Genomic DNA, 20,519 nt, shown 5'->3' with positions numbered 1-20,519 from the left:
CTGCCGTTAAAGTGATTGTAATTAGGAAATTATAGTACCAAATTCAGTCGCCTGACTTGAGTAGACAGGCAGTAGTTAAGGCTAGCGAAAGCTAGGTAAAGAGGAATTAACCATGGCGATTACAGTCAATACCAATGTCACTTCAATGAAGTCTCAAGGCAACCTAAACAGTGCGAACAACGGCCTAAAAACCTCAATGGAGCGTCTGTCTTCAGGATTGCGTATCAATAGTGCAAAAGATGATGCAGCCGGCCTACAAATTTCTAACCGTATGACCAGCCAAATTAATGGTATTGGTGTGGCTATGCGTAATGCCAACGACGGTATTTCCATTGCGCAAACTGCCGAAGGCTCAATGCAAGAGTCCACTAATATTTTACAACGTATGCGTGACTTGTCATTGCAATCGGCTAACGGCTCAAATTCTCAAGATGACCGCGATTCCATGCAAAAAGAAATCAGTGCGCTGCAAACGGAATTAACCCGTATTGCTGACACGACGTCTTTTGGTGGCCAAAAGTTATTGGATGGCAGTTATGGCACACAGAGCTTTCAAGTGGGTTCAAATGCCAATGAAACCATTTCTCTGTCGATTAGTGATGTGTCGGCTAATGCGATAGGTCAACATCAAATGTCGGGGGCGGGTACTGAATTTGGTGCCGATGCTGCGGCTGGTACTGCTTATGGAACAGCGACAGCTGCAACAGACATTGTATTAAGTGGTCCAAGTGGCACGTCTGTTGCGACGGATATCTCTGCTATGGATGCCCAAGCTGCCGCAGAAGCGTTAAATGGATTAAATACAGGAATAACTGCCCAAGCGAGTGCGAGCGTGCAATTATCAGGCTTTACTGCAGCGGATACTGGGACGCTTGAGATTGGTGATACTTCATATGATCTAGGCAGCTATAACGGCAGTTTAGAAGAGCTTGCAACCGATATTGGTAAAGATGGTTATTCTGCCAGCTATGACTCCTCTACAGGATTATTATCCATTGAAGCTGACGATGTTGCGGGTATAAAAGCAGTTGGGCCTGCTGGTGGTACTTTGCAAATGGCTACTGTAACCAATGGTACTGCAGGTGCTAATGCAACCGTTGATGCAGCAGGTGTTGTTGTGAACTCAGAATTATCATTTTCTGCGGATGATTCATTTTCTGTTACATCAGCAGGTGGTAATGCGGGTGTGATCACGGCAGCGGGAGGCAACTCCTCGCTTTCAAGTGTTAAAGATGTGGATATCACGTCAGCCACAGGTGCGCAAGATGCATTAGCTGTGATTGATGCGGCGATTGGTGCGATTGATTCTCAACGCGCCGATTTAGGCGCGGTGCAAAATCGCATGAACTTTACCATAAATAACTTAAGCAATATTCAAACCAATGTATCGGATGCACGTAGCCGTATTCAGGATGTGGATTTTGCCAAAGAAACGGCAGACTTAACGAAGCAACAAATTTTGTCGCAAACTTCATCGTCTATGCTTGCGCAAGCGAATCAATTGCCACAAACCGCGTTGTCGCTTTTAGGTTAATGTTTTTAGGTTAAGTGAGAATAGTTAAGCACTATTCGTTAGGCATGGATCTTTGAGCATTAGGCATAAGCGTGTTGGTTTTTGCTAAATGCTTGAATATAAAAGGAGAGCATAGGCTCTCCTTTTCAGCTTTATCGATAAAGTGATGATGGCTTTGTGGTATCGATACCTGTTTTTTGTTTTGTTTAATCGCTTATTCAAAAGGAAATACCATGGAAATTGATGTCACAGAGTCTCTATTAACAGCATTAAGCACAGTGACGCCCATTGAGGTCGTGAGCGGGCAAAATAAAACAGATGATGACTCATCAACACCTGGGCAAGCGAATGGCAAATCAAACGGTCAAGTTGTGCAAGGGGTTGAACAAAGGGTTGAGCAAGTCAATAAGCTTGACAGGTTTCAGTCGACTCAAGTGCGGTTACAAGATCTACTCTATTCATTGTCAAGCATGCAAGCGGTGCAGCGTACGGCGTTGCAATTTAGTGTTGATGACGCAAGTGGGTTAGAGGTGATTCGAATTATCGATCGTGAGTCTGGCACCTTCATTCGAGCGCTTTCTAGTGAGGAAGCCTTAATCTTGTCTCAAAAGCTTGATGAGATAAAAGGGTTATTGATTGACACTCAAGTATAAAAGTTAGCATTTGACGCGAGTATTTGTAACTAGCTAGCAAGGCATAAAGGGGAAGGGAATGGCAATTACGTCAGTGGGTATTGGTTCAGGCATGGATATTAACGGTATCGTCTCGGCGCTGGTTGGTGCAGAAAGTGCCCCTAAAACCGCCAAGTTCGATGTGGATGAAGGAAAATATAATGCACAAATATCGGCTGTAGGCTCGCTGAAAAGCGCCATTTCTGAATTTCAAACAACGCTTAAAGATTTAACGGATCCTAATACGTTTTTGACGCAAAAAAGCAGTTTATCTAAAAGTACTTATTTAAGTGCCAGTGTCGATGAAACCGCAGTCGCGGGGAGTTATCAATTGCAGGTGAAGCAACTGGCTGAAAGTCAAAAAATTGGTTCAGTTTCAGTGAGTGATAGCAGCGCAGCATTGGGTGAAGGCAATATTAATATTGATGTGAATGGTGAGCACTTTGATATTGAAGTGGCCGCTGATGATTCTCTTGAAGCTGTGATGAACAAGATTAATACCAGTGAGAATAACACGGGAGTTACCGCCACTATCATTAATGGTGATAATGGTCCTCAGCTTATCATGACGTCCACTGAAACCGGGGTAGACAATCAAATCACAGTGACCGGCAGTGATACTGATGGTGGCACAGGCATTAGTGACACTTTTACTATGACTGAGCTGAGCGCAGCGAAAGATGCAATTATCACTATTGATGACATCGAAGTGACGTCAAGCTCAAATACTGTCGAAAATGCCATCACTGGCGTCACGTTTACGTTAAAAGAGGCGGATCTTGATGAGACGACGGTGCTTAAGGTTGAGCCTAATACCAGTGGCGTTAAAAGTCAGATTAACACCTTTGTGGAATCCTACAATACCTTGATGACGACCATTAATGGCTTGTCAGGCTATAACGCAGACACTCGGCAAGCAGGAATATTACAAGGTGATGCATTGCCTCGTAGCATGCAAAGCCAGCTTAGAGGAATGATATCGAATAGTTATGATACGCCCAGTCAAGCCTTAACCTTAGCATCAATCGGTGTCACCACCACATTAGAGGGGACCCTTGAGGTCAATGACAGCATATTGGACAGCGCGCTGGAGTCAGGATTAAGCGATATCAGCGCACTCTTTAGTACTGAAGAGACGGGACTGGCTTTTAAGCTTGACAGTTTTGCCGACAGTTACGTGCAAGCGGGCGGGATTTTAGACGCTCGAGATGAAACCATAGATAATCAGCTCAGTCGATTAACGGACACTCGCGAGCAATTTGCATTAAAAATGGCGGCCTATGAGTCACGTTTATTCAAACAATATAATGCCATGGACTTAGTCGTGGGCAGTTTGAATTCACAATCGAGTCAGTTACAAGAGCGCCTTAATTCCTTGCCCGGTGTGGTGTCAAATAATGAATAGCGTCATTAGAATGCGGGATTTTTATCCTGCTTTTGAACCGTATAAATGTGCTAGTTAGTATCATTATACTAACATTTGAAACAAGGCTTTTAGGATTGTGTCTAAGGATCCTACGATGGAAAATCACATACTGAAGTGCGAGGAGAAGTGCGAGCAAACATTACTTTCACTGAATAGGACTATCCAGATCCTGTTAGATGATTTGATGAATGTCGCAGAGAACAATGCTATTGATGAAAATAATATAGTTAAGTTACAGAACCTTATTTTACAAAGAGAGCAGCAGTTAACCTTAGGGCTCGTACAAGACTCTAATGATGTCCAGTGGAGTGAGTCTTCTTTACGGGCGCAACTTAAGTTAACGCAAACGTTTCAGACGCAGGCGAAAACGATTTTATCGCATTATTCATCTGCGTTACAATTTAGTCATAAAAGTAAACGTCAGCTAAATGTTTATCAAACGATAGCGACAACTAAGTAGGGAGTCATATGAGAAGTTCTTTACAATCATATCGTAAGGTATCTGTTGAGAGTGGTATAAGTGTTGCTTCACCCCATAAGATCATTCAAATGTTATTTGCAGGTGCACTGGAGCGATTAGCCCAAGCAAGGTGTGCCATTGAGCAGAATGATCTGGCTAAAAAGGGGGAAGCCATCGGTAAGGCCATTAGCATAGTGTCGGGGTTAAATGGCAGTTTAAACATGGAAGTTGAAGGTGAAGTCGCTAATAATCTCAATGCCTTGTATGATTTCATGTTGCAGCAAATGTCTGCAGCCAATATGAATAATGATGTGAAAGCCATTGATGATGTAATGGAGATTTTAAAAGTAATCAAAGAAGGTTGGGATACGATCCCGCCAGAAATGCATCAATTATCATCGAAGCAGTAACAGACTTTGGTCGAGTAGTTGCCAGCTTGTTGACATATTATTTCCTTGTCAGGAGTCAATAATATGACGTATTTTGAGCGTTTAGGTGTTTTTTTGGGCTAAACACGGGAGAGAAGCTGATAAATCTCATTAGAGGCTTGCTTATATGCAGCTGATAATACACTATTCATTCTCACAATGATTGTGTGTAGTTTGTTAATGTAATACACAATTATTTAAGCAACCAACACTAATAATTAATGCGAAGCAATATTTGCACTTTATGGCCGTACTGAATGATGCAAACAGATCAAAGAATTTTACTTGTCGGTAGCCAATCAGATCGAACCAATCGCTTATCTTGCGTATTTGAGTTCTTGGGTGAAAAAGTCGAGTTTATCGATATGGATAAGCTCGAGCATTATACCAAGTTAACTCGCTTTAGAGCGGTTGTTATTCCAGCAGCAACGCAGTTATCTGTCTCGCTGCCGTCTTTGGCGACTAAAATACCTTGGCAGCCCATACTGCTTTTAGGGCAATTTGAAGAGACTAAGGCTTCAAATATTTTGGGCTGCATTGAAGAACCCTTAAATTATCCACAATTAACTGAGCTGCTTCACTTTTGTCAAGTGTTTGGTCAAATTAAGCGTCCAGAAGTGCCAACCAGTGCCAATCAAACCAAGTTATTTAGAAGTTTAGTTGGCCGCAGTGAAGGTATTGCCAATGTGAGGCACTTGATTAATCAAGTGGCAAGCTCTGATGCGACTGTGTTGGTGTTAGGCCAATCAGGCACTGGCAAAGAGGTGGTGGCGCGTAATATTCACTATTTATCGGGTCGCCGCAGTGGGCCTTTTATTCCGGTGAATTGCGGTGCGATACCGCCAGAATTGCTTGAAAGTGAGTTGTTTGGACACGAAAAAGGCTCCTTTACCGGGGCGATCAGTACCCGTAAAGGGCGGTTTGAACTGGCAGAAAAAGGCACGCTTTTCTTAGATGAAATTGGCGATATGCCGTTGCAAATGCAAGTCAAATTATTACGGGTATTGCAAGAGAAAGTCTTTGAACGTGTCGGAGGCAGCAAGTCAATTATTTCTGATGTGAGAGTGGTGGCTGCAACCCATCGTAATCTGGAGGCGATGATTGAAGCGGGTGATTTTAGAGAAGATCTTTATTATCGCCTGAATGTCTTTCCTATCGAAATGCCGGCACTGTGCCAGCGAAAAGAAGACATTCCGCTGTTATTGCAAGAGTTGGTGAGTCGGGTGTTTAACGAAGGGCGAGGCCGTGTGCGTTTTACACAAAGAGCCATCGAATCGTTAAAAGAGCACGGTTGGTCAGGTAATGTGCGTGAATTATCTAATTTAATTGAGCGTTTGACCATACTGTATCCTGGCGGATTAGTGGATGTGAATGATTTGCCAGTTAAATACCGTCATATTGATGTGCCTGAATACAGCGTGGAAGTCAGTGAAGAGCAATTAGAGCGTGATGCGCTGGCTTCTATTTTTAGCGATGAGCCCATTGATATTCCAGATACGCGTTTTCCAAGTGAGCTGCCTGCTGAGGGGGTGAATTTAAAGGATATGTTGGCTGAGCTTGAGATTGATATGATCCGCCAAGCACTGGATCAACAAGATAATGTGGTGGCAAGAGCCGCTGAAATGTTGGGGATCCGCCGCACCACCTTAGTTGAAAAAATGCGAAAATATGGCTTAAGCAAAGACTGAAGTATGATGTTTTTATAATCCTATGGATCCTTGCTTAATAATATAATATCAAATGCCCAATGAACTCAGTTTGTTGGGCATTTTTTATGCTTGAACTGAACCTTGGTGGTTGGATTGAGTGGCTTTTGGTTGTATTGCTGGTTTTTTTGATAGGGATTGGGCCCATTTAATCAGCTGTGCTGACTTGGTATGGGATCTGCTTAATAGACTGGAATATGCGTAATAATGGCAAGGATAAGCAGTTTTTTGACGGAGTCCCTATGTTAGAACCTTTATTAGAGCCATCAGAAGTTCCAATCTCAGTCAATTCTTCGATCAAAAAATCGTTTGTGAACACGGCGAGTTTAAAAGAGACTCAAGATCATATGACGCAGAATAATTTTCTTGGATCTGTTGCTCTTAACTCGTCTAAAGCGCTTGATAATCGCATGACGCATATTTTACATGCGATGCCTTCGGGGATTGTGATTTTGAATGCCAATGGCGTGATAGAACAAGTGAACCTTGTGGCCTGTGAGTTGCTGCTGCAAAACGTTTCAGGCAAGGCAGTACAGGATGAAGCAGTCTTGATTGATGAGGCTTTGAGTGGCTCGCCTTTGCAGGGGCAATTAGTGGGGAGACCATGGAGGAAGATCATTAAAACAGCATTTGTCCCCCAAAATGATGATGGTTATGAAGTGTCGCTGCGTTCAGGTCGACGAGTGAGTATTGCCATTCGTCCGTTAACCCCAGAGCCGGGGCAATTGATTGTATTGACGGATCTGACTGAGACCCGTCAACTGCAAAAGAACGTGTCTCACCTGCAAAGACTCTCTGCATTAGGTAAGATGGTGGCCACATTGGCCCATCAAATTCGCACGCCGTTGACTGCTGCGATCTTATATGCAGAAAATTTAAGTCACCGCCACATCACCCAATCAATGCGAGATAAATTTCAAAAAAAATTGCTCAATAGACTCGCCGAATTGGAGCATCAAGTCAGTGATATGTTGTTAACGGTTAAAGGCCAGTCTTTGCAAATAAAAAGAAACATAAGCATTGGGCATATTATTGAGAAAGTGCTTGATAATTGCACGCCTATAGCGCAAAAAAAACAATGTCAGCTGTCCTTTGAAAATGCCTTTGAAAATGTCTTGGAGCATGCTGTTAATGGCGGGCATAGCCAAGGCTGGCTTCTTGCCGATGAACCCGCATTAGTGTCAGCCATCAATAATGTGCTCATGAACAGTATTGAAGCGGGAGCGTCAAACATTGACTTATATGCTTATGAGGATGGCTCACATCTTGTGGTGGAGATCATTGATGATGGCTGCGGGCTGGTTGATTCAACGCTCATGCAACAACTTAAGCATCAAAATCGGCCCTTTTTTACCACTAAAAAGCAAGGAACCGGACTGGGCTTGAGTGTGGTTCGAAATGTGATGACAAAACATGAGGGAGAGCTGACTATCGTCAACAGACAAGAAGGTGAGGTGAAAGGTTGTCGAGTGTTATTGCGTTTTTTAAAGCCGCTGAAAAAGCATGTTGCTGTCGATAAAAAGGGAGTTTTGGAATGAGTCAAGGCAGATTGTTATTGGTTGAGGATGATGAGACGTTACGTGAGGCGTTAACCGATACTTTATTATTAGCAGACTATGAATGCCACAGTGTCAGCTGCGCCGAAGAGGCGATTATTTTTTTAAAACAACAGGCTCATCGCATCGATTTGGTGATCAGCGATGTGCAAATGCAAGGTGTGGGGGGCATGGGATTATTGCGCTATATGCAAAGCCAGATGCAAGCGCATATACAAGCTAAGGTGCAATCCGAGTTTAGCACAATCCCGCTATTATTAATGACGGCCTATGCCAGTATTGATGCGGCTATTGCCGCGATTAAGCAAGGCGCGGTGGATTACTTACCTAAGCCTTTTTCCTCGCAAGTCTTGCTTAAGCAAGTGGCTCACCATATTCAAGCAAACGCGAATGCATCAACACCTCTGGATCAGCGTGATCCAATATCAATGATCCCCCCTAAAGTAAAAGGACAGACAAAAGAAACGTTAAAAAAACAGGCAAAAGGGCAGGTCATCGCAGCCGATGACAAAAGTCTCGCCTTGTTAACCTTAGCCCAAAAAGTGGCTCGCTCAACGGCTTCAGTCATGATCTTAGGGCCAAGTGGCACAGGAAAAGAGGTGTTAGCACGCTACATTCATGAGTCAAGTGAACGAGCGATGCAGCCTTTCGTGGCCATCAATTGTGCGGCAATTCCAGATACTATGCTAGAAGCTACCTTGTTTGGGTATGAGAAAGGGGCTTTTACTGGCGCCCACGCAGCCAGTCCCGGTAAGTTTGAGCAGGCCCAAGGTGGCAGTATTTTATTGGATGAAATATCAGAAATGCCACTGGCCTTGCAAGCCAAGTTACTGCGGGTATTACAAGAGCGCGAACTTGAACGGCTTGGTGGCAAAAAAACCATTCAATTGGATGTGCGGGTTATAGCCACATCCAATCGTGATTTACAGCAATGCGTGTCTGATGGCAGCTTTCGAGAAGATCTCTATTACCGCATTAATGTGTTCCCCCTCACTTGGCCAGCCCTTAAAGACAGAACAAAAGACATATTGCCCTTGGCTGAGCATCTGCTGCAGTGCCATGCAGAGCCGTCTTTACAGGTAACATTGAGTGAGCGGGCTAAAGAACGCTTATTGGCTTATGGTTGGCCGGGTAATGTGAGAGAGTTGGATAATGTCATACAAAGGGCCTTAATTGTCGCCGAGAGCCAAGTCATAGAGCCGCAAGCACTACTCCTTCATGATGATTGGCAAGAGAGTCTGCATGAACAGGAACAGGAACAGGAACAGGAACAGGAACAGGAACATGAACAGGTTAAAGTTATTCAAGCAGACATTGATTACGGACAAATAGGACAAGCCGCTAAGATAGATAAGATAGATAAGATAACGGGATTAGCTGCCAGTGAGCCTAGCTTTAAGGAGACGGCTTTTAGCCATGGTGCAGACAGTGAGTCTGCTGAAAATAAGACGGCTTATTTGTGTGAGCGATGTGAGTTAGCAGACGAGAGCCAGTTATTCCAAACAGTACAATCGAGCCAAGATCAACAAGCCCGCCAAAAGCAACAAGGGCAGTTGGCCCAGTTTAGCGTTCAGAAACAGAGTCAAGAATACCAGCTTATTTTAGACACCTTGCACCATTTTCAAGGTCAGCGAAAATCCGTGGCAGAAAAACTGGGGATCAGCCCTCGCACCCTGAGGTATAAGATGGCAAAAATGCGAGACTTAGGGATGGTGATACCATCAGGATGATGGGTGTTCTACCAATAGAACACCTTTGGTAAGAGGTTATTTTGACTTTTTGTTTCTTTGGTCAGTGTGTTTGGAATACGCCACCTTAGTTGTATGAATTGCTGCCGCAGGCTAAGGTCGTGAATTCCCATTCACACTGGGGTATGAGATATTAAGCTGCGCTTAATGGAACAATGTGAATGTTCACTCATGTGAATATAACAAATCGCTATTGAATCGTTATCTGTATTAGTTCAGTGTGCTTGGAATACGTTACCTCAGTTGTTTGAATTGCTGCTGCAGGTTAAGGTCGTGAGTTCCCATTCACACTGGGGTGTAATCAATAACTTCATTTGTTTAACGTTATCTTATTTGAAATGGTTGGGCCTATTTTAGTAAATTGCCTGCCGCAGGCTTTTGTGCAAACACACTTGTGACACAGCGCAAGTATATCCCTATAGCTTCGGCCGTGACGTCCTTGTCACGGACGGTCACAACCGTATTTACACTTGTTTTGAAAGCTAAAAGCAAAAGCTGAAATCAACAGAAAAAGAAAAGATAAAAGCAGGGCGTTTCTTCGAATGGGCGATGTTTGATAAATCAACTCTGAAATTGCTACCTACATTCTATATTGTGTAAGTGTGTGTGGGTCGAGTCTTCATGGGGATGAATTACTGCCGCAGGCTAAGGTCGTGAGTTCCCACTCCTTCTTGTAATAAAGAGTGGGATTAGGAGGACTGCTCGTCCTAAGGATATCCCTATCCAAAGGCCAGCCAAACATCCATATTTGTCGCTCAAAGAGGCCATTATTATGGCCTTCGCCCTCCAACAACCTCCATAACGCCCGACGGAGTGAAAAATACTGAGTAGGTGCCTTGTTCTTATAAAATCAATGGTTAACATTTCCGATGCTACATCCCTATAGCCCGAAAATTAAACAGATATCCATATCTGTTTTACGTTATTTATTTCAACGAACTTCAGCCACTCCGATGGGGAGCTAAAATCAACAGAAAAAGAAAAGATAAAAGCAGGGCGTTCCTTTGAATGGGCTTTATGAGAGTAGTGTGAGCTATCTCTATAGTTTTGAGTTGGATTACTATCGGGTTAAACATTTTATTTACACAAGTAACTTGTTGATGGTATTTTCTGGGACTAGTTGATGGAACTGCTTTGCTTATTGAGTCGCAGCTGAGACAGTTGTGGATGGGCAATATATAAAGGTTATGTTTTCGATCATCACCGACGAATGTTATTAAACTAGTGGAACTATTTTATGATTTTTGACCGTCATATTGGTTTTTTAGATGAATTTTCAGTAGATGTGGAAGTCTTTACTTCATTTGGATCTGTTGTTGGGAATGGGAACCTTTCAGTTAAGAAAAACAGTACTCCTCAGATTAGCTTTGATTTCAGGATAGATATATCAAAATTCCTTAACCAAAAATCGTTTACCTGCAAGTCCGAAAAATACACTTATCAATTGTTAGATTGTGATGTCCTGAATGACGTTATAATTCCGAGGTTCTTGATTAGGGGGAAAAAGACGCGAACTAAGTTTAAGAAAGTAAATCTACTTTTCCAAGGATTGTCGCAGTGGATGGATACGGATGGAAAGTTTGAACTCTCAGATAATAAAATTATAAAAACAAGAGAATCCAAAGTATTCAATACTGAAATAGTTACCGGAGAGAGAAGGTTTTCTTTATCTAATGAGCACTGGTGTGAAATCAAGAGTGTTGGAGCAAATAACAATCAAATATACGAATATACACTTCTAACTGTAGAGGCAAAGAATTTCTCTTGGTCTTCTGCCGAGTTGCTAGAAATCATTAGTGACATCCGTACTTTCTTCACATTGTTACTTGGGCACTATACAGGATTAGAATATGTTTTAGATGCGAGCGATAATAATTCAATAGATTCAATTTATTTTCTTAATGCTACTAGAGACGTGAGCAAGGAAATATTACAAAGAGAGTGTTTTGCTCAATCTAGCCAGCTATTTTATAAGGAGAGGTGGCAAGGGATATTGCAGGGTTATTTTAGCAGTAGAAATGACCAATACCGAAACTTGTGGTCAAGGATTTCTGGTATGCTTTCATATGAGGGTTTCTGGGAGTACCGAATATTAGCATATGTAAGCTTGGTGGATAGGTATGTAAGCCTTTACGCAGAAAACGAAGAAAAATCTTTGTCTAAAAAGCAATTTAAAAAATATAGGCGAGCTGCGCGCTCTAGTCTCGAATTTATTAAGTCAGAATGTGAGATCAAAGACGAAAATGAGAGAAAAATATTTGATGATGTAATCAATAGTATGTGTAAACAAATTGGCGAGAATATCCAAAACACTTCTATTGCATCATTTAACGAGAAGTTCGACTTAGCTCTTTCCAAAACGAATAACAATATCATCGAAATACTAGATTTTGATAAAAATGACTTCAATCATTTAAAAAGAATTCGTAATTGCGTGGCGCATGGGGATGAGCCCACCATTGAAAATGATGGAGATATTACATACGAGGTTACTATTACAAATAAGCTGGCCTTGTTGCTCCGATATTGGGCATTTGTCGATATAGGTTTTTCTTTTTCTGAATTCATAGCCTATTTAACCAACTGGATGTATCCGATAACTCGGCAAGCTCGGATAAGTAAATCCGCTTTGGATGCTGCATCGGGAAATTATCATTTTATTAAAGTAAACAAAACAAATTTTAAAAGGGCTAAGCAATACAGGAATAACTGCCTAGTTTTTGACTATGTAAAAGCAAGTGATACTCTTAGAGTTAATATATTGGCAACAGAGCAAGCGCGTAGTTTACGTTTGAACCCAAATAGAAAAAATAGAACGATTGAAGAAGAATTGATGACAGTTGTGGATACTAAAAAGGTTCACAATATTGCATACTTCAGTAATTTATATATCAAGTATGAAAGTGATCAGCTCCAAATTTCAGCTGGCGCATGTATATTTAATTGCCCCGACCACATATTGTCCTGTCAATTGATTAAAGGTCGTATGTGTAAAAAATGATCAGCATAACTAAGGCATATATGGACGCTCCCTTATAGTCAAGCCTGTTTAGACAATAATTAAGACATATATGGACGTTCCCCTGCAGTCAAGCCTATTTTGATTTTCAATAAGCCAAAGGAATCTCGCCAAGGTCATAATAGGCCTTGGTGATTAAAATTAGCTTCTTTTTACTCACTCGCTACTTACTCAATCTGAGTCATTAGTCTTGATGTTGGCTACTTATGCTTGCTTAAGGTGTTTGTACTGACATTGGTAACTAAGATAACTAACACACCCATAATTATTTGATTTAGTTATTTTTTTATAGTTAATATTTTGTAAACTATAGCCATAATAAAAAGTATACAATGAGAGATAAATATCATGAGACAGTTCCATTTGGTTTTAACGGCATTCTTAATCTCTTTGCCACTGTTTGTCAGCGCGGCAACAATGAAAATTTCAGGCTCTGGGATAGTAACGACAATTAGAGTGACGTCTGAATATAACACTTCTGTTCTAGAAGGAGGAAGTGAGATGATTTTTAAGTTGTCATCAGGTCATGATGGATGTGATTACTTAGGAGTTAACAGTAAAGACACTGCTTTTGTTTCTTTGTTATTATCCGCACAAGCTCAATCTAAAGCTGTAACCGTATGGTATTATTCTGACAAGTTCTCACCTATTTGGCCTAATGTGTGTCAAGCGGCAACAATAGAGTTATCAAACAACTGACTAATAACAACTGACTAAGACAGCCATCATTAATGGCATGTTCAAAACCCTCCAACTAAGCTTTATGAACGAGTAGATGTTGGAGGTTGCTATTCATAAAGGGCTATTTATTACCAGCCTCTGCCACGTCCTAGAAGAAGTTTAATTAGTATTGAACTTTCCGTTTAACCAAAAGACCATATTACCCCTATATGTCAGGATTGTTGTAGTCGCGTAATTATCGCGAACATTTAGATAAACGACGACGGCACTTTTCCAAAGTGCTGCCAAAATGTTGTCAGTATATGCCTATAGACTAGCGCGCAGCGTGTATCTCAATTATATCGGGATATGTTAAGTGTTAAGACCACGAACCTCAGCCTCATATTATAAAAGGCCAACTGAGTCGGTGCCTTACACTTCAAAATTCACTACTTTCCCTAATATTACTCATTTTTTAAGATAAACAGCAGGCATTACGTTAAAAGCAGTCAGGTCATGATTTGATAAATGCTGAGTGTTGATCTTGGCTAAAAATTTCATTATGTTATTGATTAATAATGGCTGGCTATAAATTAGTCCTATATATTATCCTTAGGATAGGATGAATAGCCATTCTGCTCCTGCTTGTTAACGGTTTCTTGAACTTGTTAGGCATCGAGCTGCACTTATAGTCATTTTTTAATAAGAATAATCGTTAGATATGGAAGTTAGACTATACGATACGCCCATGGCTAATGGGCAAGCGAACACTTCATTCATCTTCGAAGATAGTCTATTTTTGCTAACCGTGAGGGAGCAGTGGATAGAGCATCAGTCCGTTTTCATTGGAAAGAAAGCTGATGTCATTGCTGAACAAAAAAGCGCATTACGCTGCTAGAAGAATACCTTCGCTTAGAGCGTGCCAAGTACTATGGCCGCAACAGCGAAAAAACCTCGCTCAAGATTTACACCTAATATAGGATTTTTCGATGCACTCATTCGAGACTTTGAAGGAACAACTTACCAACCTTAACCCTGCAACTCGGGAGGCGCTTTCTTCCAAGGCTGCACTGCGGCCTGTGTCCACCATAGGGAGTGGTTCAAGGGAGACGGAGGCTGAGTTTGAGGAGACTCTGACGCTTCCCGGTGAGCATGCGCATACTCGATGGCTGGTCGACGATGACCTTGGGGCTGATGGGTTTCTCGATGCATTCCACTGCGCTCTGTCTGAACGGTGCGCTCGCGTGGCAGGTATTAGTACGCCTAAGCGGATCGTGATCGCAGGGGCTGGCCCAGCAGGACTGACCACAGCAATCGAATGCGCCATGCGTGGCCATAACGTGACGGTTTTAGAGAAACACGGGCGTCCGATACGTTCGCGTATTGTGGGCATCTTTCGTCACGAGGAACGCTATCTTTCCTCCTTAGGCGCGCCTCGATCTCTTCGTAGCGAGATCGCACCATCGTATGCAGACAAGAGCACCATCTGGCTCTTTGATCTGATCTTCTTTCTGCGCGTGGTGGCCCTGAAGCTTGGCGTTGTCTTGTACGAACATTGTGATGCGGTGGCCGAGGATGGTAAGTTGTTTGCTCGGTATCACCCCAACCCAAATCCTCTCAAGAGCTCGTGCATGACGCGGCGTGCTGGTGTTGAACTCGTGGAGGTTGCTAACGAGATATCATTGCCTTTTGATGTCGTGGTTGATGCTTCCGGAGGGCACAGTTCTATTCGAGAAGCTCTGGCGGGAAAAGAGTCCATTTGCGGGCTGCGAAAACTGGTACAGGAGGTTCTGAGTCCCGGTGATCTGTTGAGCGCTTATTTAGAGGGCTCGGGATCCGAGTTACATACGATCGACGATAAGATCCAAGATTGTCGCGAAGACTGGAAAGAGTTCTTGACCTTAGCGTTGGCCGATGATCCAAGAGTCTTTGACGATCCGATTTGCATGGTCTGTAGCCTAGATCGTGCGATATTCACATTCGATCGTCTCCCTGATCTTTATTCCAATAATATGGTACCTCCAGATTGGGTTTGGATACCAGAGTCTCGCGGAGACATGTTAGATCCACAGAACTGGCATGGCTTAGATCGAGGTAGCATTCGTAGAGTCCATCTCGAAGGGATGTTTCCGCGCGAAGCCTGTACACTTGTGGGGTCCGCTTGGTCAATCGCGGAGCGTTTGCTCGGCGCTATGGGGGTGGACTCCAAACTTGATAAGGAGAAAGTGGGGCGTTTTTTGGAGGAGGAGAACTCGTTCCCCTCGGCCGCGCAAAACACGGCCAGTTTCTTTCATAGCTACCTCACCGGTGTCCGATCCGGGCGCACTTCGGGGAGATACGGTGAAGGTGAGTATTTTATTGTTGGCGATGCAGCGCAGTCAGCTTGGTTTCGCTTTGGAATTGGTGTTCACGACGCATGTTGGACTGGGGCCGCCGTGGCGCGCTACCTTCGAGCAAGCAATCTGGATGAGCGGCAGCGCCTAATTAGGGAAACCGAGCGCCGTATGGATCGCCGGAAAGTGCAGGTTCTCTTTTCAATATTTCAGACTGAAGGCCTCCTATCTCAGCATCCAGTCATGAGAAGGGTGCTTGATGGCTCTCGAGGCGAAGCGTCGTTGCATCATTATGATGGCTGGCAACGCCGACCGAAGCCGGTTCGTATAGCGGGTGGATGAGACAAGTATAAAGCGTACGGTGGGCGTTAGCTTAAATAGAGGGAAAGAGAATAATTAAGACATATATGGACGCTCCCGTTGAGCCAAGACATAAGCTCCCCAGCTAAGACTTTTTTGTTTTGGTATGTGAATGTTGTTGTCTCTAGGAAAATAACAATAACTCAATAACTAAGAAACTCAATAACAAAAGAACCAATAACAAAAGAACCAAGACACCCAACGTAAATAGTTAAACATGAACTTTAATCCAACTTCTGCTAATCAAGTTTGGGCTGGTGACGTGACTTATTTGAAGACGGGTGAAGGCTGGATGTATTTAGCTGTAGTGATGGATTTATATTCACGTCGGGTAGTTGGGTGGCACATAGATAAACGCATGACGACGGATTTGATATCTAAGGCATTAATGAAAACTTACAACCTGCGGCAACCACCTAAAGGCCTAGTATTTCACAGTGATCGAGGTTCACAGTATACCAGTAAGCAATTCGGTAAGCTGTTATCAAGTTATAGGATCCGTGCCAGCATGGGGGATGTGGGCGCGTGTTGGGATAATGCAGTCGTAGAGCGTTTCTTTGGTAGTCTGAAACATGATTGGATTTTTAAAGTTAATCAACCAACAAGAGAATTTATGAGGATAGATGTGGCTGCTTATATGAAATACTACAACCTAGAGCGGCTTCATTCTGCTAATGGTGAGTTGTCACCTGTAGAGTTTGAATATTCTCAACTAAAAGTGTCCAATTTGGGTTGACCAGTACAGTTATCTGATATATTTATTATAAATAATTTATGGTTCTTTGAGTGTTATCAAAGCAGCGATTAAACGAGCGTTACACGTATTGGAGAAGTAATAAGTGGAATTAAAGAATACCGTGCCTTGGGGGCGATCTTTTGAAGAGTACAAGGAAATATTTTCTTTAACAGAAAACGATCTTTTGAAATACATTTTAGGGTGTGGCGATGGTCCAGCATCTTTCAATGCTGATCTAACTTCTAAAGGCGGTAAAGTGGTATCCATAGATCCCACTTATAGATTTAATGTTGATCAATTTAAAAGTCGTATTGAAGCTGTTTATAACGAAATTATGCCTCAAATGGAAATATACAAAGACAAATATATTTGGGAGAGTATTTTTTCTGTTGAAGAGCTTGGTAAGATTAGAATCTCTGCTATGGAAAAATTCATGGTAGATTATGAAAAAGGTAAAAATGAAGGTCGGTATAAAGAAGCATCACTACCGAATCTAGACTTTCAAGATGGGCAGTTTGATCTTGCTCTATGTTCACATTACTTATTTCTCTATAGCGAACAAGTTGATCTAGAAGAACACATTAATTCTCTTATAGAACTTTGTCGCGTAGCTAAAGAAGTTAGGGTTTACCCATTGATTACGTTGAATGGAGAAATATCACCTCACTTAAACAAGGTGATATTAGAGTTAAAAAGGATCGGTAAGACAACATATTTATCTGATGTTAATTACAAATTCCAGAAAGGTGCCACGCAAATGTTGGTGGTTAAATCCGTCTAAATAGACAAGAATTGTAGCAATAATCAGGAAGCAATAATCAGGACACCCAAAATTATTTTCAGCGACAAACCGCGGCAGCTAAAAGCGTTAATGAGGTTAAAGTTAAAAAAAATAATTAAGACATATATGGATAAATTATGCGTTGAATGGTCTGATGTGTAATCGAGCAAGCGTACTATAAAAAGGTTATCACTCAAAATGAATATCGAAGTGTACGATAAAGAAATAACTCCTGAATTGATGGATTTATTATTAAGTGCAGATCCCGATAAAAAAGCGATTTTATCGTATCTGCCTAGCTCAGAAGTGCTGGTCTGTAGGGATAGTGATATATTTGTAGGTATTGCTGTGGTAGTTGAATCTGCTGGAATATTTGAATTGAAGAATATCGCTGTTTTAAATGAGTATCAAAGGAAAGGTATTGCTAAATCCATAATTGGCAAGGTAAAACAACTGGCAAAAGAATCAGGCGCCAAGACACTTGAGGTGGGTACGGGTAATTCAAGCCTTTCACAGTTGGCCCTTTATCAAAAGTGTGGATTTAGAATGCACAGTATTAAATCGGGCTTCTTTGATTCTTATCCAGAACCAATATTTGAAAATGGCATTCGTTGTATTGATATGGTACGACTGCGCGCTGAGTTATAAAGACAATAACTAAGACAGGTATATCTTGATAAGTTTTTACTAAGGTAAATGAGGTTAAAGTGACATTTTTACGCATATTGCATGTTTTGATTTTTTTTTGCATTCCGTTTAAGGCGGCTTCTACAGAGCTGAGTAATGAGGAGCTGCAAATACAAAAACAAGCGTTACGAAAATATTTAGGGAATCAATTATCAGATCAAGATGTATGTTCTTTTGCTCCTGCTATCAATAAATTGGAGCCAAAAGAAGCAGCCAAGCATGCTCAACGTGATTATGATCAAAACGACATTTATTTTTATAGTGTTGCCGATGGTTTTGCCCCTAGTCGTCCGGGCTTTGAGTTTGAATTTTCTAGGTGCGTTATTTTTGATTCTAAATGGAAGTCTATTGATGTCGGTGGTGATGCCATTGTGTGCAAAGAACACTCCTCACTCAGCCAAAAAGCCAATCAGTATGTGGCGTTATTTAATCGAGAGATGACAAGGTTAGTTAGGAAAGATCCCAAGTCTTACCCTTGTCGTGATTCCATCAATATTACTAACCAGTCTTCGCATTAAGATGTAAGCATAAAGATGTAATCATAAAGATGTAAGCATAAAGATGTAAGAGTGGAGCCATTAAGAACAGAGACAGTCACAATGACCCTTGTAATGAACTCCACCATTCACTTCAAAATTCACTCTATGATTAATCAAACCATTTTACAACAATGGTTTAGCAGTATAGTCTTGTTCAATGATTTGTTTTAAAAAAGAGTCAGCAGTCTGGAAGATTATCCTGCTGCTGTTGAATAAGCTGATATATGCCTGTCGCGTTTAAAACTTAGGAATTTTTGTGAATCGATTCATAACCCAATCCATATCATTTATATTTTTTATTTCATTAATGGCAGTGTTGGTTTCTTGTAAAAATTATGACGCAATTAACTTTGAGTCAAATACGAAATCTGAACTTATTGAATTTATTGATGGAAATGTCGGGCAGGTGGTCTCAGTTTCCATTGTAGATGCTGAAAATATTTACCAATACCATTTAGGGAAATTAAGTGATGGAGATATTCCAAACAACCAGACAATTTACGAACTTGCCTCTATTACCAAAACGTACACCGGGTTAGTTGTTGCTAACGCCATTCTAGATGGGAAAGTTGAGCTTGATAAAGATATTCGTCATTACCTAAAAAATAGCGGATACGGAAATTTAGAGCTATCCAATAAGTATATTACTTTACGACATCTTATGACCCATACCAGCGGGCTCCCAAAAGATTTTGCTTACAGTAGCGAAGACATCGTAAAAGGTACTGCTTTTGGAAAAATATCAAAATATTCCCGAGATAATTACTTTGATGATCTCAAAAAAGTGAAACTTAACTCTACACCTGGTGAGCAATATCAATATTCAAACGCAGGCACTAAGTTGGTTGCGTATATTCTGGAGGAGGTTTACGAAAAGTCTTTTGAATTGCTTGTCTCTGAAATCATCACGTCTAAGTCTGGAGAAATGAGCACTGAGTTCAGGGGCACTAACTTTGCTCTAGGTGAAATTACTGTAGGTACAGATGGAAATGGTAAGCGTATGCCTTTACTAAGCTCCTATTCATTGGCTGAAGGAGGATTAACTTCAACAGTTGAATCTATCACTTGTTATATTCAGCTTCAACTATCATCAAGTCCAGAGGTTGCTATTTCTCATGAACTTCTGGATGGCAGTAAAAGTGGCCACGGTAGAGCCTTTTTTTGGAATACATATGAGTATGATTCAAATGAGCAATTGCTATATCACAGTGGTCGTTCAATGGGCACATCTAGCTGGCTTGCCATTTATCCGAAGAAAAACATAGGAATATTCGTCATTACCAATGTTTCTAGTAACAGTGCTCAGGAAGATCTAGAAGACTTGTCAAATATGATTTTTGACTATTTAATGGCATATAACAAGGTAATAAAGTCGGTTTCGTAACAGTTTGCTCGGTTCCACTTCGTTTCACATTTTAGCAAACTATTACTCTCCGCTTATTGCGGCGTTAGGCGTCCAAGGAGTATCGTGAAATATCTTGTTATTGCTTTAGTTATTATCTCCTCAGTAGTTTCTGCTGAGACACTTGTAACTGATAATTTTATTATTCAAATAGAACGTGAATGTGAAGAAGGGAACGTAACTTGCGATACAATTAGATTCATATACTCACCTGTTGGTTGTGAGCAGAAGCACACTGTCATCGGAAAAACTGTACACACAAAATGCGCTGACGGGGTCACCCCATGCGCATTTCAGGGTTACGAATTTCTAGCTGATGGTGCGAAGTTCTTCATTCATAACTCAGGCGTACTAAAAGTAATTGATAGTGAAGGTAACCAGCTTTTGGTTGATAAGGGAAAATGGCAGTACTAAAAACACCTATCAAAAATCGTTTCGGCCAAAAGGGCCTCCACTGGATGCGCTAACGCGCGCCTTTTATAGCGGCGATGGGC

General features: G+C 41.6%; 17 protein-coding genes and 1 pseudogene. All 18 read left to right on the top strand.

What is annotated here, in order from left to right; translation table 11 throughout:
• Nucleotides 1–112: 112 nt before the first annotated feature.
• Nucleotides 113–1,534: a flagellin gene (locus tag Q0779_RS06700; RefSeq protein ID WP_298770810.1), complete on the top strand. Its 1,422-nt coding sequence runs from the start codon at nucleotides 113–115 to the stop codon at nucleotides 1,532–1,534.
• Between the two features lie 212 nt (nucleotides 1,535–1,746).
• A complete protein-coding gene (locus Q0779_RS06695; protein ID WP_298770809.1) occupies nucleotides 1,747–2,166 on the top strand; it encodes a flagellar protein FlaG in 420 nt (139 codons plus the stop codon).
• A gap of 58 nt (nucleotides 2,167–2,224) precedes the next feature.
• Nucleotides 2,225–3,589 (top strand): flagellar filament capping protein FliD, encoded by a 1,365-nt coding sequence (fliD, locus tag Q0779_RS06690; protein WP_298770807.1) that lies wholly within the window; start codon nucleotides 2,225–2,227, stop codon nucleotides 3,587–3,589.
• A 115-nt stretch (nucleotides 3,590–3,704) separates the two neighbouring features.
• The gene (locus tag Q0779_RS06685) at nucleotides 3,705–4,070 is read left to right on the top strand and encodes a hypothetical protein (protein ID WP_298770804.1); all 366 of its coding nucleotides are present in this window, start codon (nucleotides 3,705–3,707) and stop codon (nucleotides 4,068–4,070) included.
• An 8-nt stretch (nucleotides 4,071–4,078) separates the two neighbouring features.
• A complete protein-coding gene (gene fliS / locus Q0779_RS06680) occupies nucleotides 4,079–4,480 on the top strand; it encodes a flagellar export chaperone FliS (RefSeq protein ID WP_298770802.1) in 402 nt (133 codons plus the stop codon).
• A 275-nt stretch (nucleotides 4,481–4,755) separates the two neighbouring features.
• Nucleotides 4,756–6,186 carry a sigma-54-dependent Fis family transcriptional regulator gene (locus tag Q0779_RS06675; RefSeq protein ID WP_298770800.1) on the top strand — a complete coding sequence of 477 codons (1,431 nt, stop codon included), beginning with the start codon at nucleotides 4,756–4,758 and terminating at the stop codon, nucleotides 6,184–6,186.
• A gap of 260 nt (nucleotides 6,187–6,446) precedes the next feature.
• The gene (locus Q0779_RS06670; protein WP_298770798.1) at nucleotides 6,447–7,742 is read left to right on the top strand and encodes a PAS domain-containing sensor histidine kinase; all 1,296 of its coding nucleotides are present in this window, start codon (nucleotides 6,447–6,449) and stop codon (nucleotides 7,740–7,742) included.
• Entirely contained in the window at nucleotides 7,739–9,490 is a 1,752-nt protein-coding gene (locus Q0779_RS06665; RefSeq protein WP_298770796.1) for a sigma-54 dependent transcriptional regulator, read from the top strand. The genes Q0779_RS06670 and Q0779_RS06665 overlap by 4 nt, the downstream gene beginning before the upstream one ends.
• A 1,255-nt stretch (nucleotides 9,491–10,745) precedes the next feature.
• Nucleotides 10,746–12,509: a HEPN domain-containing protein gene (locus Q0779_RS06660; RefSeq protein WP_298770794.1), complete on the top strand. Its 1,764-nt coding sequence runs from the start codon at nucleotides 10,746–10,748 to the stop codon at nucleotides 12,507–12,509.
• A 366-nt stretch (nucleotides 12,510–12,875) separates the two neighbouring features.
• Complete coding sequence (locus tag Q0779_RS06655; protein WP_298770792.1) at nucleotides 12,876–13,226, top strand: hypothetical protein; 351 nt, start codon at nucleotides 12,876–12,878, stop codon at nucleotides 13,224–13,226.
• Nucleotides 13,227–13,908: 682 nt separating this feature from the next.
• On the top strand, nucleotides 13,909–14,085 hold the full coding sequence (locus tag Q0779_RS06650; protein WP_298770790.1) for a hypothetical protein: 177 nt from the start codon (nucleotides 13,909–13,911) through the stop codon (nucleotides 14,083–14,085).
• Between the two features lie 91 nt (nucleotides 14,086–14,176).
• Entirely contained in the window at nucleotides 14,177–15,862 is a 1,686-nt protein-coding gene (locus Q0779_RS06645) for an NAD(P)-binding protein (protein WP_298770788.1), read from the top strand.
• Nucleotides 15,863–16,091: 229 nt separating this feature from the next.
• Nucleotides 16,092–16,616, top strand: a pseudogene (locus tag Q0779_RS06640) (IS3 family transposase); the annotation flags it as partial.
• 103 nt (nucleotides 16,617–16,719) lie between these two features.
• The gene (locus Q0779_RS06635) at nucleotides 16,720–17,397 is read left to right on the top strand and encodes a hypothetical protein (RefSeq protein WP_298770786.1); all 678 of its coding nucleotides are present in this window, start codon (nucleotides 16,720–16,722) and stop codon (nucleotides 17,395–17,397) included.
• Nucleotides 17,398–17,595: 198 nt separating this feature from the next.
• Entirely contained in the window at nucleotides 17,596–18,045 is a 450-nt protein-coding gene (locus tag Q0779_RS06630; RefSeq protein WP_298770784.1) for a GNAT family N-acetyltransferase, read from the top strand.
• Between the two features lie 59 nt (nucleotides 18,046–18,104).
• Nucleotides 18,105–18,602, top strand: a complete 498-nt coding sequence (locus Q0779_RS06625) for a hypothetical protein (protein ID WP_298770782.1) — start codon at nucleotides 18,105–18,107, stop codon at nucleotides 18,600–18,602.
• 277 nt (nucleotides 18,603–18,879) lie between these two features.
• The gene (locus Q0779_RS06620; protein WP_298770780.1) at nucleotides 18,880–20,007 is read left to right on the top strand and encodes a serine hydrolase; all 1,128 of its coding nucleotides are present in this window, start codon (nucleotides 18,880–18,882) and stop codon (nucleotides 20,005–20,007) included.
• An 84-nt stretch (nucleotides 20,008–20,091) separates the two neighbouring features.
• Entirely contained in the window at nucleotides 20,092–20,439 is a 348-nt protein-coding gene (locus Q0779_RS06615) for a hypothetical protein (RefSeq protein WP_298770778.1), read from the top strand.
• The last annotated feature ends 80 nt before the right edge of the window (nucleotides 20,440–20,519 follow it).

Source organism: uncultured Shewanella sp., assembly GCF_947491715.1.
GTDB lineage: Bacteria > Pseudomonadota > Gammaproteobacteria > Enterobacterales > Shewanellaceae > Shewanella.
Note: the sequence above shows the minus strand (reverse complement) of the source record. Positions and strands in the feature narration are given on the sequence as shown.

Excerpts from the sequence above, each read along its gene's own strand:
- Q0779_RS06665 (WP_298770796.1), top strand. The coding sequence starts at position 7,739 with ATGAGTCAAGGCAGATTGTTATTGGTTGAGGATGATGAGACGTTACGT.
- Q0779_RS06685 (WP_298770804.1), top strand. The coding sequence starts at position 3,705 with ATGGAAAATCACATACTGAAGTGCGAGGAGAAGTGCGAGCAAACATTA.
- Q0779_RS06645 (WP_298770788.1), top strand. The coding sequence starts at position 14,177 with ATGCACTCATTCGAGACTTTGAAGGAACAACTTACCAACCTTAACCCT.
- fliD (WP_298770807.1), top strand. The coding sequence starts at position 2,225 with ATGGCAATTACGTCAGTGGGTATTGGTTCAGGCATGGATATTAACGGT.
- Q0779_RS06700 (WP_298770810.1), top strand. The coding sequence starts at position 113 with ATGGCGATTACAGTCAATACCAATGTCACTTCAATGAAGTCTCAAGGC.
- Q0779_RS06655 (WP_298770792.1), top strand. The coding sequence starts at position 12,876 with ATGAGACAGTTCCATTTGGTTTTAACGGCATTCTTAATCTCTTTGCCA.
- fliS (WP_298770802.1), top strand. The coding sequence starts at position 4,079 with ATGAGAAGTTCTTTACAATCATATCGTAAGGTATCTGTTGAGAGTGGT.
- Q0779_RS06650 (WP_298770790.1), top strand. The coding sequence starts at position 13,909 with ATGGAAGTTAGACTATACGATACGCCCATGGCTAATGGGCAAGCGAAC.
- Q0779_RS06670 (WP_298770798.1), top strand. The coding sequence starts at position 6,447 with ATGTTAGAACCTTTATTAGAGCCATCAGAAGTTCCAATCTCAGTCAAT.
- Q0779_RS06675 (WP_298770800.1), top strand. The coding sequence starts at position 4,756 with ATGATGCAAACAGATCAAAGAATTTTACTTGTCGGTAGCCAATCAGAT.
- Q0779_RS06660 (WP_298770794.1), top strand. The coding sequence starts at position 10,746 with ATGATTTTTGACCGTCATATTGGTTTTTTAGATGAATTTTCAGTAGAT.
- Q0779_RS06695 (WP_298770809.1), top strand. The coding sequence starts at position 1,747 with ATGGAAATTGATGTCACAGAGTCTCTATTAACAGCATTAAGCACAGTG.
- Q0779_RS06630 (WP_298770784.1), top strand. The coding sequence starts at position 17,596 with ATGAATATCGAAGTGTACGATAAAGAAATAACTCCTGAATTGATGGAT.